General features: G+C 74.4%; 11 protein-coding genes and 1 pseudogene. 4 read left to right on the forward strand and 8 right to left on the reverse strand.

Going from position 1 to position 13262, the window contains the following annotated elements; genetic code table 11:
* Window positions 1-41 precede the first annotated feature (41 nt).
* A complete protein-coding gene (panB, locus tag Q0840_RS04475; RefSeq protein WP_298456857.1) occupies window positions 42-893 on the reverse strand; it encodes a 3-methyl-2-oxobutanoate hydroxymethyltransferase in 852 nt (283 codons plus the stop codon).
* Window positions 890-2605, reverse strand: coding sequence for an NAD+ synthase (locus tag Q0840_RS04480; RefSeq protein ID WP_298456859.1), 1716 nt, complete (start codon window positions 2603-2605; stop codon window positions 890-892). Before Q0840_RS04480 ends, panB begins: the two co-directional genes overlap by 4 nt.
* A gap of 95 nt (window positions 2606-2700) precedes the next feature.
* Here Q0840_RS04480 and glnA point away from each other — a divergent pair, with 95 nt between their 5' ends.
* The 3 genes from glnA to Q0840_RS04495 all read left to right on the forward strand — a co-directional run bounded on the left by glnA (window position 2701) and on the right by Q0840_RS04495 (window position 7686).
* A complete protein-coding gene (gene glnA, locus Q0840_RS04485; protein ID WP_298456861.1) occupies window positions 2701-4038 on the forward strand; it encodes a type I glutamate--ammonia ligase in 1338 nt (445 codons plus the stop codon).
* A 143-nt stretch (window positions 4039-4181) separates the two neighbouring features.
* Complete coding sequence (locus Q0840_RS04490; RefSeq protein WP_298457222.1) at window positions 4182-7247, forward strand: bifunctional [glutamine synthetase] adenylyltransferase/[glutamine synthetase]-adenylyl-L-tyrosine phosphorylase; 3066 nt, start codon at window positions 4182-4184, stop codon at window positions 7245-7247.
* A gap of 82 nt (window positions 7248-7329) precedes the next feature.
* Window positions 7330-7686, forward strand: coding sequence for a hypothetical protein (locus Q0840_RS04495; protein WP_298456862.1), 357 nt, complete (start codon window positions 7330-7332; stop codon window positions 7684-7686).
* A 96-nt stretch (window positions 7687-7782) separates the two neighbouring features.
* Here Q0840_RS04495 and Q0840_RS04500 read toward each other — a convergent pair whose 3' ends face one another.
* Together Q0840_RS04500 and Q0840_RS04505 are read right to left on the reverse strand one after the other, a co-directional pair.
* The gene (locus tag Q0840_RS04500) at window positions 7783-8055 is read right to left on the reverse strand and encodes a DUF3072 domain-containing protein (protein WP_298456864.1); all 273 of its coding nucleotides are present in this window, start codon (window positions 8053-8055) and stop codon (window positions 7783-7785) included.
* A gap of 100 nt (window positions 8056-8155) precedes the next feature.
* Window positions 8156-8959 carry an SDR family oxidoreductase gene (locus Q0840_RS04505; RefSeq protein ID WP_298456866.1) on the reverse strand — a complete coding sequence of 268 codons (804 nt, stop codon included), beginning with the start codon at window positions 8957-8959 and terminating at the stop codon, window positions 8156-8158.
* 256 nt (window positions 8960-9215) lie between these two features.
* Between Q0840_RS04505 and Q0840_RS04510 the strand changes: the two genes are divergently transcribed.
* The gene (locus tag Q0840_RS04510; RefSeq protein WP_298456868.1) at window positions 9216-10619 is read left to right on the forward strand and encodes a sensor domain-containing diguanylate cyclase; all 1404 of its coding nucleotides are present in this window, start codon (window positions 9216-9218) and stop codon (window positions 10617-10619) included.
* 566 nt (window positions 10620-11185) lie between these two features.
* Here Q0840_RS04510 and Q0840_RS04515 read toward each other — a convergent pair.
* From Q0840_RS04515 to Q0840_RS04530, 4 genes and pseudogenes are all read right to left on the reverse strand, one after another.
* Window positions 11186-11384 (reverse strand): annotated as a pseudogene (locus Q0840_RS04515) (ISL3 family transposase); the annotation flags it as partial.
* A gap of 51 nt (window positions 11385-11435) precedes the next feature.
* The gene (locus Q0840_RS04520) at window positions 11436-11972 is read right to left on the reverse strand and encodes a DUF305 domain-containing protein (RefSeq protein WP_298456870.1); all 537 of its coding nucleotides are present in this window, start codon (window positions 11970-11972) and stop codon (window positions 11436-11438) included.
* Between the two features lie 205 nt (window positions 11973-12177).
* On the reverse strand, window positions 12178-12513 hold the full coding sequence (locus Q0840_RS04525) for a hypothetical protein (RefSeq protein WP_298456872.1): 336 nt from the start codon (window positions 12511-12513) through the stop codon (window positions 12178-12180).
* Between the two features lie 82 nt (window positions 12514-12595).
* Window positions 12596-13144: an iron transporter gene (locus tag Q0840_RS04530; protein ID WP_298456874.1), complete on the reverse strand. Its 549-nt coding sequence runs from the start codon at window positions 13142-13144 to the stop codon at window positions 12596-12598.
* Window positions 13145-13262: the final 118 nt, after the last annotated feature.

Consider the following 13262-nt stretch of genomic DNA (forward strand, 5'->3'; position numbering starts at 1 on the left):
GCGTGGGCGCTGCCGGCGGCCGGGGGCCGGAGCCGTGCGCGCTACTCGAGGAACGAGTGGCCGGCGTCCGGGAACGCCCCCGACCGGACCTCGGCCGCGTAGGCGCGGGCGGCGTCGCCCAGCGCCCGGCCCACCTCGCCGAACTGCTTGGCGAACCGGGGCGACCAGTCGCCCATCCCGGCCATGTCCAGCCACACCAGGACCTGCCCGTCGCACTCCGCGCCGGCACCGATGCCGATCGTGGGGATGCGCAGCACCTCGGTGACCCGCGCGGCGAGCGGCGCCGGCACCATCTCCAGCACGACGGCGACCGCGCCCGCGTCCTGCAGCGCGACGGCGTCGGCGCTCAGCCGCTCGGCGGCCTCGTCCCCGCGGCCCTGCACCCGCTTGCCCCCCAGCAGGTTCTCCGACTGCGGGGTGAACCCGAGGTGCCCGACGACGGGGATCCCGGCGTCGGTGAGCATCCGCACCTGGGCGGCCACGCGGGCGCCGCCCTCGAACTTCACCGCGTGCGCGCCACCCTCCTTGAGCATCCGCACGGCGGTCGCGAAGGCCTGCTCCGCGGAGGCCTCGTAGGAGCCGAACGGCAGGTCGGCGACCACCAGCGCCCGGTGGGCGGCCGCGCTGACCGCCCGGACGGCGGTGACGAGCTCGTCCACGGTGACCGGGATGGTCGTGCTCTGCCCGTGCATGGTGTTGCCGATGGAGTCCCCGACGAGGAGCAGGTCGATGCCGGCCTCGTCGAAGATGCGCGCGGTCGGGTAGTCGTACGCGGTGAGCATGGTCAGCCGCTCGCCGCGCTGCTTCGCCTCGCGCAGGTGGTGCACGCGCACGCGCCGCGGCTTGGCCGGGGTGGGCTGCGCACCGGGTGAGGTGCTGGGGGGGACGGTCATGACGAGGTCCTGTCGTCGGCGGGGACGGGTTCACGCCAGCGGCTGGTGATCGGCAGGCGCCGGTCGCGGCCGAAGGCGAGGGCGGTGACCTTGGGGCCCAACGGGTACTGCCGGCGCTTCCACTCAGCACGGTCCACGAGCGCCAGGACGGCGTCGACCACGTCGGCGTCGAAGCCGCGCGCGAGCAGCTCGCCGCGGCCCTCGGCATGCTCGACGTAGGCGTCCAGGACCTCGTCGAGCAGCGCGTACGGCGGCAGCGAGTCCTGGTCGACCTGGCCCGGGCGCAGCTCCGCGGACGGCGGCTTGGTGATCGAGCTCTCCGGGATGGGCGGCAGCTGCCCGGCGTCGACCGCGTGGTTGTTGCGCCACCGCGCCAGCGCCCACACCCGCGACTTGTCGACGTCCTTCAGTGGTGCGTAGCCGCCCACCGCGTCCCCGTAGATGGTCGAGTAGCCGACTGCGAGCTCGGTCTTGTTGCCGGTGGCGAGCACCAGGTGCCCCTCGGAGTTGGACAACGCCATCACGACGACCCCGCGCACCCGGGCCTGGAGGTTCTCGGCGGCCAGGCCCTCGAGGGCCATCTCGGCCTGGAAGGCCTCGACCATCGGGGCGATGGGCTGGACCCGGTAGTCGGCGCCGATCCGCCGCGCGAGTTCGGCGGCGTCGTCGCGGGAGTGGTCCGAGGAGTACTGCGACGGCATCGAGACGCCGACCACCCGGTCGCCGCCGAGCGCGTCCGCGGCGATCGCGGCGACCAGCGCGGAGTCGATCCCGCCGGACAGCCCGAACACCACCGACCGGAAGCCGTTCTTGCGGACGTACCCCGCCAGTCCCGTCTCCAGGGCCCGGTAGATCTCCTCGTCGGGGTCGAGGGCCGGCGCGATCCGCCGGGGGAGCGGCTCGCGGCCCGGACCCGACGGCGCGTCGGTGGCGGCGCCCGCCGAGGGCAGGTCCCACAGCAGCAGGTCCTCGACGAACTGCGGGGACCGTGCGACCAGCTGGCCGTCCGCGTCGAGCACGAACGACCCCCCGTCGAAGACCAGGTCGTCCTGACCGCCGACCATGTTGACGTAGGCGACCGGTGCACGGACCTCGCGTGCCCGCCGGGCGGCCAGGTCCCCGCGCACGTGGCCCTTGCCCTCCTCGAACGGTGACCCGTTGACGACCAGCAGCAGCTCGACCTCGGCCCCGTCCATCTGCGCGACCGGGCCGCCGTCCTGCCAGATGTCCTCGCAGATGACGATCCCGACCCGCCGGCCGGCGACGTCGACCACGCACTCCTGGGTGCCGGGGGCGAAGATCCGGAACTCGTCGAAGACGCCGTAGTTGGGCAGGTGGTGCTTGTCGTACCGGGACTGCACGCGGCCCTCGCGCAGCACGACGGCCTGGTTCGTCGGACGCGCGGGGGCGCCGTCGTGCTCGCGGAGCGTGCGCTCGCCGACCGTGCCGACGACCACGGTCAGGCCGCCCATGCCCTCGGCGGCCAGCTGCGCCGCGGTCGCCGCCAGCGCGCGCTCGGCGCCGCGGCGGAACGAGGCGCGCAGGGCGAGGTCCTCGATCGGGTAGCCGGTCAGGCACATCTCGGGGAAGGCGACGAGGTCGGCGCCGGCGTCCGCGGCCCGCCGGGCCCACGCCAGCACCGCTGCGCTGTTGCCCTCGAGGTCACCGACGCACGTGTCGATCTGGGCCAGCGCGATGCGGAGGTCTGCCATGCGCCGACCCTATTGCGACCGGTGCCCGCCCCGCCCGGCGCGCCCGGCGCCGGACGCCTCACCGGGCCGGGGCAGGCATCCGGCAGGATGGGGTCATGGACAGGCAGCAGGAGTTCGTTCTCCGCACGGTCGAGGAGCGGGACATCCGCTTCATCCGTCTCTGGTTCACCGACGTGCTGGGCTTCCTCAAGTCGGTCGCGATCGCGCCGGCCGAGCTCGAGGCCGCGTTCGGTGAGGGCATCGGCTTCGACGGCAGCTCGATCGAGGGCCTGACCCGGGTCTACGAGGCGGACATGATCGCCAAGCCGGACCCGACGACGTTCCAGGTGCTGCCGTGGCGCGGGGAGCGGCACGGCACCGCGCGCATGTTCTGCGACATCCTCACGCCCGACGGGCAGCCGTCCCTGGCGGACTCCCGCAACGTGCTCAAGCGGGCGCTGTCGCGGGCGAGCGACCAGGGGTTCACCTTCTACACGCACCCCGAGGTCGAGTTCTACCTGTTCGACGCCCCGGCCGACCCGGCGCTGCCGCTCGTCCCGGTCGACCAGGCCGGGTACTTCGACCACGTGGCGCGGGGCACCGCGCACGACTTCCGGCGCGCGGCGATCACGATGCTGGAGTCCATGGGCATCTCGGTGGAGTTCTCCCACCACGAGGCCGGCCCGGGCCAGAACGAGATCGACCTGCGGTACGCCGACGCGCTGACCACCGCGGACAACATCATGACGTTCCGCACCGTGGTCAAGGAGGTCGCCCTCGAGCAGGGCGTGTACGCCTCCTTCATGCCCAAGCCGATGGCCGACAACCCCGGCTCCGGCATGCACACGCACCTGTCGCTGTTCGAGGGGGACCGCAACGCGTTCCACGAGCCGGGTGCGCAGTTCGAGCTGTCGACGACGGCCCGCAGCTTCATCGCGGGACTGCTGCGGCACGCGCCGGAGATCACCGCGGTGACCAACCAGTTCGTGAACTCCTACAAGCGGCTGTGGGGCGGTGCCGAGGCGCCGAGCTTCGTCTGCTGGGGCCACAACAACCGCTCGGCGCTGGTCCGGGTGCCGATGTACAAGCCCGGCAAGGGCAACTCCAGCCGGGTCGAGTACCGCGCGCTGGACGCCGCCGCGAACCCGTACCTGGCGTTCGCGGTGCTGCTGGCGGCCGGCCTGAAGGGCGTCGAGCAGGGCTACGAGCTGCCCGAGGGCGCCGAGGACGACGTCTGGGAGCTGACCGACGCCGAGCGGCGTGCGCTGGGGATCGCGCCGCTGCCGCAGTCCCTGAACCAGGCCATCGAGGTCATGGAGAAGTCCGAGCTCGTCGCCGAGACGCTCGGCGAGCACGTGTTCGACTTCGTGCTGCGCAACAAGCGGCGCGAGTGGGACGAGTACCGCGGGCAGGTCACGCCGTTCGAGCTGCGGCGGTTCCTGCCGCTGCTGTGAGCGCGGGTGCTGGGACGGGGGCGCGGTGACCATGGCTGCTGCGGGACGGGCGCGGTGCCGGCCGCAGCCGGGGGCGGGTGGACGGCCGGTCACCGGTCGAGCGGAGGGAGCGTGAGGGCGTGACGGTCTCGGGAGCACGCAGCATGTCCCTCGGCGGGCGGCTGATGCGGCTGGGGTTCTCCGACGCGGCGCGGGCCGAGCGCATGCTCGGTGAGGACGCCCTGGTCGCCGTCGCGGGCCGCCCCGTGGCGAGCGCCGCCGGGCCGGACGACGCCGGCTGGGGCCCGGGAGCCGTGCCCGACGACCTGCTCGTCGCGCTCGGCGCGGTGGCCGACCCCGACGGGGCGCTGCTCGCGCTGGCCCGGTTGGCCGGGGCTGTCGACGGCGACCCGGACCTGTCCTCGCAGCTGCGCGCGATGCTCGAGCCCGGTCCGGCGCGGGACCGGTTGCTCGCCGTGCTCGGCGCCTCGGTGGCCCTGGGCGACTACGTCGTCGCCCACCCCGAGGAGATCGCGGTGCTCGCCGACCCCACCCCGGGCACCGGAGTCCCGGTGGTCGCGGTGCGGGGCGAGCTGCTGGCCGCGGTGGGCGCGGACCCGGACGCCGGAACGCCCGCCGCGACCCTGACCGGGACCGGCGGGGTCGATGCGATGCGCCGCGCCTACCGCCGCCGCCTGCTGCGGATCGCCGCCACGGACCTCGTCGCGCCGGACCCGCTCAGCCGGCTGCCCGGGGTCGCGGCGGCGCTCGCGGACCTCGCCGGTGCCGCGCTCGAGGCGTCCCTGGCCCTGGCGCGCGGCGCCCTGCCGGACCACGGGGCCGGCGTCCGGCTCGCCGTGCTGGCCATGGGCAAGTGCGGGGCGCGCGAGCTCAACTACGTCAGCGACGTCGACGTCGTCTACGTCGCGGAGCCGGTTGACGGGTACGACGAGGCCTACGCGCTGTCGGTCGGGGCGAAGCTGGCCTCGGCGCTGGCCAGAGCGTGCTCGCACCCGTCCACCGAGCCGGCGCTGTGGCCGGTGGACGCCGCCTTGCGGCCGGAGGGCAAGAACGGCCCGCTGGTGCGGACCCTGGCCAGCCACCGCGCCTACTACGAGCGGTGGGCCAAGACCTGGGAGTTCCAGGCGCTGCTCAAGGCGCGCCCGGTCGCCGGCGACCGCGCGCTCGGTGAGGCGTACGTGGCCGCGGTCAGCCCGCTGGTGTGGTCCGCGGTGAGCCGGGAGAACTTCGTCGAGGACTCCCAGGCCATGCGTCGCCGGGTCGAGGACCACGTGCCGGCCACCGAGGCCGACCGCCAGCTCAAGCTCGGCGTCGGCGGGCTGCGGGACGTGGAGTTCACCGTGCAGCTGCTCCAGCTCGTGCACGGCCGTGCGGACGAGTCCATCCGCAGCCGCAACACCCTCACCGCCCTCGCCGCGCTGGCCGAGGGCGGGTACGTGGGGCGCGAGCACGCGGCGCAGCTCGCGGTCTGCTACCGGCTGCTGCGCGCGCTCGAGCACCGGATCCAGCTCGTGCGGATGCAGCGCACCCATCTCATGCCCACCGCCGAGGGCGACCTGCGCCGGCTGGCCCGCGCGGTCGGCATGCGCGCCGAGGGCGCCCAGGGGCTGCTCGACCGCTGGCGCGCGGTGCGTCGGGAGGTCCGCGGGCTGCACGAGGAGCTGTTCTACCGCCCGCTGCTGCCCGCGGTGGCGCAGCTGTCGGCGGAGGACGTGTCCCTGGCCCCGGACGCCGCACGCGCACGCCTGCGCGCGATCGGGTACCGCGACCCGGCCGGCGCGCTGCGGCACATCAGCGCGCTGACCGAGGGGGTGACCCGGCGGGCGGCCATCCAGCGCCAGCTGCTGCCGGTCATGCTCGGCTGGTTCGCCGACGGCGCCGACGCCGACGCGGGCCTGCTCGCGTTCCGGCGCCTGTCCGACGAGCTGGGCGGCACGCACTGGTACCTCAAGCTGCTGCGGGACTCCGGGACGGCGGCGCAGCGGTTGGCGCGGGTGCTGTCCACGTCGCGGTACGTCGCCGACGCGCTCGCGCGCTCGCCGGAGTCCGTGACATGGCTCGGCGACGACGCCGACCTCGTCCCGCGGGACGTCGACCGGCTCTCCGCCGAGGCCGACGCCGTGCTGACCCGCGCGCAGCAGCCGGTCCCCGCGGCGACCGCGCTGCGGGCCCTGCGCCGGCGCGAGCTCGCCCGCAGCGCGGCGGCCGACCTGCTCGGCGTCGTCACGAGCTCGACGGCGGCCCAGAACCTCACCGCCGCCGCGGACGTGCTGCTGTGCGGTGCGCTGCGCATCGCCGAGCACGAGGCGCGCGCCGAGCACGCGCTGGCGCAGAGCCCGACCCGGATGCTGGTGGTGGCGATGGGCCGCCTCGGCGGCCGGGAGATGAGCTACTCCTCGGACGCCGACGTGCTGTTCGTGCACGACCCGATGCCGGGCGCCGACCCGCCGGCCGCCCAGGCGTTCGCGCTGACGGTGGCGACCCGGCTGCGCCAGCTGCTCGGCGACGTCGGTCCCGAGCCGCCGCTCGCGGTGGACGCCGACCTGCGCCCCGAGGGGCGCAACGGTCCGCTGGTGCGCAGCCTGGACGCCTACGCCGAGTACTACGGGCGGTGGTCGTCGCCGTGGGAGAGCCAGGCGCTGCTGCGCGCGCGTCCCGTCGCGGGGGACACGGACCTCGGTGCGCGGTTCGTGACGCTGGTGGACCCGCTGCGGTACCCGGCGGACGGGCTCGAGCCGTCCGTCGTCCGGGAGATCCGGCGGATCAAGGCCCGGGTCGAGGGGGAGCGGCTGCCGCGCGGGGTGGACCCGACCCGCCACCTCAAGCTGGGCCGCGGCGCGGTGTCCGACGTCGAGTGGACGGTCCAGCTGATGCAGCTGCGGCACGCGGGGTCGGTGCCCGCACTGCGCACGACGTCGACCCTCGAGGCGCTCGCGGCCGCGGCCGGTGCCGGGCTGCTCACCCACGACGACACCCGCACGCTCGCCGACGCCTGGACGATGGCGTCGCGCCTGCGCGACGCGCTGGTGCTGTGGAGCGGGCGCGTCGGCGGGGCGCAGGCCGACGTCCTGCCGCACGACCGGCAGGCGCTCAACGGCATCGCGCGGGTGCTGGGGTACGACGCCGGGTGCGGCAGCGAGCTCGAGCAGGACTACCTGCGCACCGCCCGCCGCGCGCGCGCCGTCGTCGAGCGCGTCTTCTACGCCTGACCGGCGCCCGCCGGGCGACCCCCGGGGGCCCCGCGTAGGGTCGAGCCGTCCCGTTCCGCACACCAGACGAGGAGGCCCGCGGATGCCCGACGAGAGCGCTGACGTGCAGCACCAGGACCTGCCCATCCCCGACTACGACCACCTGCCGGTCGGTGACCTGGGGCACCGCATCCGGTCGCTGCCGGCGGGCGACCTGCAGACGCTGCTCGCCTACGAGCGCGCCCACGGCGACCGGCTGCCGGTCGTCCAGCTGCTCCAGGTCCGGCTCGAGGAGGTGCAGGGCGGTGCCGAGCCGTCCGGTGGCGACCCGAGCGGGATCGCGCCGAGCCTGACGGACACCGCCCAGGGCGGATCGCCCGTGTCGCCCCAGACGCAGGGCCCGCCGATCAACCCGCCGTCGCAGGGCGTGCCGACCAACCCGGCGCAGCCACGTCGCTGACGCCCGGCGGTCGCTGACCGGATCCGGCCTGCACCACGACGGGGGCGGGGGCGAAGGCCCCCGCCCCCGTCGTCGTGCGGCGGACTCCGCCGGGTGCTACTGCCCCCGGCCGGTGCGGGACTGCAGGTCGTCGATCATCTCCGAGGCCTGCGCCTTGGTCAGGTCCTCGGGGACCTCGACGTCCGCCTCCCGCGCGAGCGTGCTGAGGTAGCTCGTCTGCGGACCGGTCGGCGGCTCGTCGCCGGTGACCCAGTCGGACGGGTCCTTCTCGGGGCTGCCGACGCCCTGCGCGGCGGTGGAGGTGTCGTCGGGCGTGGTGCTGTCCGGTGCGGTGTCGTCCGGCGCTGTGCCCTGGTCGCGGTCGGTCATCGTGGTGCTCCTCGTGTGGTGGTGCGGTCCGTGGGGTGCGGGTGGTGGTGGGGTCGTGTGCTCGCCCCGCGTGGCCGGCGGCTGCCCGTGCGCGTGCAGATCAGCTCTGGTCCTGCGGCTCGGTCATGGAGCCGTGCGCGCCCGGCTGGGCCTTGTGGGGCAGGACGGCGGACAGCACCCCCTGCGCGCGTGCCTTGACGGACCTGACGGTGACCTTGTCCTTGCCGGCCATCAGCGCCTCGAACCCCTCGCGGGCGACCTTGGCCGGGTCGTCCTTGGGGCCCTGGGCGACCTTCGTGTCCTCCATGTGGGAGGCCTCGAAGAAGTCGGTGTCGGTCGGGCCGGGCAGCAGGGTGGTGATCGTGACGCCGGTGTCCTCGAGCTCGTGGCGGACGGCCTCGGCGAAGGACTGCACGAAGGCCTTCGACGCGGCGTACGTCGCGTAGTACGGCCCCGGCATGAGGCTGGCCACCGACGACGTCACCAGCACCCGGCCCGCGCCGCGGGCCACCATCGCCGGCAGCAGCCGCTTGGCCAGGTGCACCACGGCGACGACGTCGAGCCCGATGACCCGCAGGTCGTCCTCGAGCGGGGTCTCGATGAAGGGCCCACCGTTGGCGACGCCCGCGTTCAGCGCCAGCGCGTCCAGCGGCCGACCCGCGGCGGTCACCTCGCGCACGAGCTCCTCGACGCCCTCGGCGGTCGACAGGTCGGCCCGCACGCTGCGCACGGCCGCGTTGCCGTCGGCGACGAGGCCCTCGGCCGCGACCGCGATGCCGGCGTCCTCGGCGCAGACCACGAGGTCGAAGCCGTTCCGGGCGAAGAGCTGCGCCAGCTCCAGGCCGATCCCGCTCGAGGCTCCGGTGACCAGGGCCAGCGGGCGGATGGTGCTCGTGTCGTCCATGGGGAGGGCTCTCTTCACTCGTGCGATCACGCACGTCGCGGGCGCGCGGCGGGTCGGTCCGAGGCTAGGTCGCGCCCGGCCGCTCGGCATCCGCAGGGCGGCCCGCCACGGACGGACCCCGGCAGCCGCCGTCGGCCGGGGCCGCGCGCACGCAGGTCCACCCGGACGCGTGTCGGCACACCCGTCGCGGTGACGCGTCCGTGCTCCATAGTGGGCACGGGCGAGGGGGTCGACGCCCACGACCACGAGGACGGCTGTGGCTGACGAGACGAGCTGGCCGGGCGCTGGGGGAGCGCCGGATGCGGCCGACGTGCTGGACGCGGTGCTGACGGCGGCGCGCCTGACCGCGGACCAGGCCGTGGTCGCGCTGCAGCCGGTGCTCGACCCGGACGGCTCGGTGGCCGACTTCCGGGTCGTCGGGGACTCGGGGCTGATCTCCCGGCTGGCCGGCGCCGCGAGTCGGGGACGGACCCTGCGCGAGCTGCTCCCGCCCGCCTCCGCCGAGCGGATGATCGCGACGAACGCCCGCGTGCTCGCCGGTGGCGTCCTGGTCCGCGACGAGACGGTGCTGGCGGCGGGCGACGACGGCCTGGTGCCCGTGCTGACCGACGAGCCTCGTGCGGTGGCTCGGCTCGCCGAGGTCGCCCGCATCCCGGTCGGTGGTCTCGTGGTGCTCCTCGGCCGCGACGTCACCCAGGCACGCGCCGCCGAACGGGCGCTGGCCGCCAGCGAGGAGCGCTACCGGCTCCTGGTCGAGCACTCCAGCGACCCCATCGTGGTGGTCGCCGACGGCCGGGTCCGGTACGCGAGCCCGGCGGTGCGCGTCGTCCTGCACCGGGAACCGGACGACCTGGTCGGCGCGCCGCTGCGCTGCGTCGCGCACCCGGACGACGCCACGGCACTCGCGGACCTCGCGGAGAGCGCCTCGCACGCACCGGCCGGGGCGAGCCGGACCGGCCGCCTGCGCACGCTGGGCCCCGACGGCGTCGTCGGCTGGATCGCGGTCACCGCCACGAGCTGGCTCGAGGACCCCGCGGTCGGGGGAGTCGTCCTGAACATCCGCGACGTCACCGAGCAGCACGAGGCGCAGCTGCGGCTGCAGCGCGAGGCGCTCCAGGACCCGCTGACCGGCCTGCCGAACCGTCGCGCGTTCCTGCGGTCGCTGACGGCGGCCGCCAGCCGCAGCGAGCGGACCGGGGCGCCCTTCGCGGTCCTGCTCATGGACGTCGACGACTTCAAGCGGGTCAACGACTCGCTCGGGCACGCGGCGGGGGACGACCTGCTGGCGGAGCTGGCGTCGCGGCTCACGCACGCGCTGCGACCCTCGGACTCCGCAGCTCGGCTCGGCGGCGACGAGCTCGTGGTCGTCGCCGAGGGACTGCACGGCCCCGGCGACGCCCGCGCGCTCGCCCGCCGCGTCCTGGAGTGCTGCTCCGGTGACTACCGGCTCGGGGGCGTGCTCGTCCCCGTCACGGTGTCGGTGGGTGTCGCCACGAGCCGGCCCGCCGCCGTGACCGGCGCGGCAGGTCCCCGGCCGCGTGTGGACGCCGAGCGGGTGCTCGGCCTCGCCGACGCCGCGCTGTACGAGGCCAAGCGCCGCGGACGCCACCGGATCGAGGAGTCCGCGCCCGACGGCGCCGGCGAGGTGCGCGACCGGTGACGCCGGGTCGCGCACCTCGCCCCACCCGCCGGCGCGGATGCCCGCTCACCCGGACGGCGGACCCGCACGGACGCCGGCTCACCCGGACGGTCGATCCTGCGTCCCCCGTCCGGGTCGAGGTGAGCGTCACCACACCCGGTGAGCGGGCGCCGGAGCCGGACGACACGGACAATCGGGACACGGCCGAGCGAGTGCCCCGCACCACGTCGCGGCCGGTCTCACACAGGCTGCCCCACCGGGCACGAGCGGAAGCGAGAGACCATGGACATCATCGCCACGGACCAGCCCACCACCGACGCCGAGCGCGAGGAGACGGTCCTCACCTCGGTCGGCAACCCCCGCCGCGTGCGTCTCTGACCGCACCCGGCGACGGCGCGACGCCGCACCGCGACAGGACGGCGGGTCCCCTCCACGCGGAGGGGGCCCGCCGTCCGTCGTCCCGGGCGCCGTGCCCGACGGCGACGGCTGTCACCGCAGGTGACCCAGGCCCGGGTGGTGTGCGCGAGCATCCGCCACGGCGCGCTGGGCCGGGCCAGCGGCCAGGCTGGCAGCGCCGTCGGCCGTCAGCCCAGCGGCTCGTGCGCCGGACCGCCGCACCACCGTGTCGCGGGTGGTCACCTCGCAGCCGCAGCGCCCGCACCACTGGTCCGCAGCCCCCATCAGGTGGCACGGCGCCGCCCGGTCCGGGTCGAGGCGCTGGCCGAGGACGTCCGGGCCGACACGACGCGCTGACCCCTGCACCCTCGACCGGCAGGAGCCGGTGATGCGCGAGCGTGGCCGACCCGTCGCTTCCCTGGTCGCCTGGGCCAGGCCGCGTCACTCCCCGGCGCAGTCGCGCAGCGCTGTGCCCTTGAAGTTCGGCACGGGCCTGTCCTCGGCGGCGTCCAGAGTCTCGGCGATGCCGTTCTCCTCGATGTCGTGGATGAGCCAATCCATCTCGTCGATCTCGCGGTCCTGGGCCTCGATGATCTCCACCGCCAGCTGGCAGACCCGGACGTCGTCCATGTGCGCCCGCTCGGACCGGGTGATGGCGAGGGAGTGGTGGGGAATCATCGCCTGCATGAACCCGGTGTCCTCGACGGTGACCTGACTGCGGTCCAGCGCGATGCCACCAGTGAGGAGCAGAAGGCTGGCGACCACGATGACGATGTTGCCCTTGGTGCTCTTGTACATGTTCAGCATCCAGGCGAGCATGATCAGCCCCATGGTTCCGCCCATGGTGATGGCCATGAACACCCGGCTCTCGCTGAACCGGACGTGACCCCAGGCCCACGAGCCGGCGAACATCACCCAGTACATGACGAACATCGCGGTCAGAATCATCGCCGCGAACTTCAGATACATCGCCTTCATATGGCTTTTCGCGTGTCCCGAGTCGCTGCCGTCGTGGTGTTCCTGATCGTGGTCCGTCGTGGACATCGCCTGCTCCTTGGTTTCCTACTGGTCGTCGTGTCGGGCCGGCCGGGCGGCGCAGCGATCGCGCCGCGGCACGTCGTGTGCTGGGCAGGTCTGCTGCTGCTCGCGCGGCGAGCCCGGTCGGGTGGGCGTGAAGGTTCCGTCAGCGACCATCGCCCCCTGTCCGGCCGCGCAGCGTCTCCCGGCCTTCAGCGGTGCCGGCGCTCGTCGCGCGGTCGTGATTGGCCAAGGAGGATGGCTGCGCGTCGCCGCCGCCATCCCACCGGGAGTCGTCGGGGGATCGCAACGTGAGCAGCCAGCCCGCCAGGACCAGGACCATGAGGGCTGCGATGATCCACGGCGTACCGGCCCAGTTCGCATATCCGTCGGCGACCACAGGGATGAGCCATGCCAGCCCCTCAGCCACGATCAGAGCGAGCCACTGGAGGACGGTCGGCCGACGCAGGCGGCCTCGGGTCGAGCCTGCACGTGTGGTCATGGCGTACCACCTCTCGTCGCTGGTGCGCGTGGATTGATCAGTCGAGCACTGCCCCCGACCGTGTGCTCGATGCCGCCGGCGATCACTTCGGCGGCCTCACCGGCTCGGCGCCGCGCTCGACCTGCACGCCGGTGAACGTCACGTCGACGGGTTCGGCGAAGCGGCGACCGTTGATCTCGTCGTGTCGCGGGAATGTCGGCGGCTCGACATGCACTCGCAGCTCATATACCCCGTCCTCGGGAAGGGTCCAGTTACGGGCGTAGTGGTAGAGCATGGGGTGCCACACCAGCACCTGCGGGTGGGGTCCGAGCTGCTCGCCGCTCGGCGTGACGAGCGTCGCGGTGACCTCGAGACCGGGTATGAAACGGCCGTCGGCGGCGTCGCAGACGGCAATCTCGACGTGCAGGTTCTCCTCGTCCGGGTTGCGCCAGACGAGGTCGCCGTCCCCCGGGTGATACATGCCTTCGGCCTTCTCGATGGCGTACCCGACGAGGTAGTCCCCGGCCGTCTGCGCGCCGCCGTCGTCGGCGACGTCGTGGGCCATGTGGTCCAGGGCGCGCCGGTAGGCCTGGCCTTGTGCCACCGCCAGCTCGAGCTGGTCGGCGGTCGCCTCGGAGGACTTCGGATCCATCGGTGGACGGTTGGTTCCCATGACGCTTCCTCGCCTTCTCACGGTCGGCTCGTCCTACGAGGCTCGTCCCTCCCCGCGGCGCCCGCATCTCCAGCCGGCGGGACGGCTGCGCCGAGGC

Source organism: uncultured Cellulomonas sp. (assembly GCF_947494015.1).
Lineage (GTDB): Bacteria > Actinomycetota > Actinomycetes > Actinomycetales > Cellulomonadaceae > Pengzhenrongella.

Excerpts from the sequence above, each read along its gene's own strand:
- panB (WP_298456857.1), bottom strand. The coding sequence starts at position 893 with ATGACCGTCCCCCCCAGCACCTCACCCGGTGCGCAGCCCACCCCGGCC.
- Q0840_RS04480 (WP_298456859.1), bottom strand. The coding sequence starts at position 2,605 with ATGGCAGACCTCCGCATCGCGCTGGCCCAGATCGACACGTGCGTCGGT.
- glnA (WP_298456861.1), top strand. The coding sequence starts at position 2,701 with ATGGACAGGCAGCAGGAGTTCGTTCTCCGCACGGTCGAGGAGCGGGAC.
- Q0840_RS04490 (WP_298457222.1), top strand. The coding sequence starts at position 4,182 with ATGTCCCTCGGCGGGCGGCTGATGCGGCTGGGGTTCTCCGACGCGGCG.
- Q0840_RS04495 (WP_298456862.1), top strand. The coding sequence starts at position 7,330 with ATGCCCGACGAGAGCGCTGACGTGCAGCACCAGGACCTGCCCATCCCC.
- Q0840_RS04500 (WP_298456864.1), bottom strand. The coding sequence starts at position 8,055 with ATGACCGACCGCGACCAGGGCACAGCGCCGGACGACACCGCACCGGAC.
- Q0840_RS04505 (WP_298456866.1), bottom strand. The coding sequence starts at position 8,959 with ATGGACGACACGAGCACCATCCGCCCGCTGGCCCTGGTCACCGGAGCC.
- Q0840_RS04520 (WP_298456870.1), bottom strand. The coding sequence starts at position 11,972 with ATGAAGGCGATGTATCTGAAGTTCGCGGCGATGATTCTGACCGCGATG.
- Q0840_RS04525 (WP_298456872.1), bottom strand. The coding sequence starts at position 12,513 with ATGACCACACGTGCAGGCTCGACCCGAGGCCGCCTGCGTCGGCCGACC.
- Q0840_RS04530 (WP_298456874.1), bottom strand. The coding sequence starts at position 13,144 with ATGGATCCGAAGTCCTCCGAGGCGACCGCCGACCAGCTCGAGCTGGCG.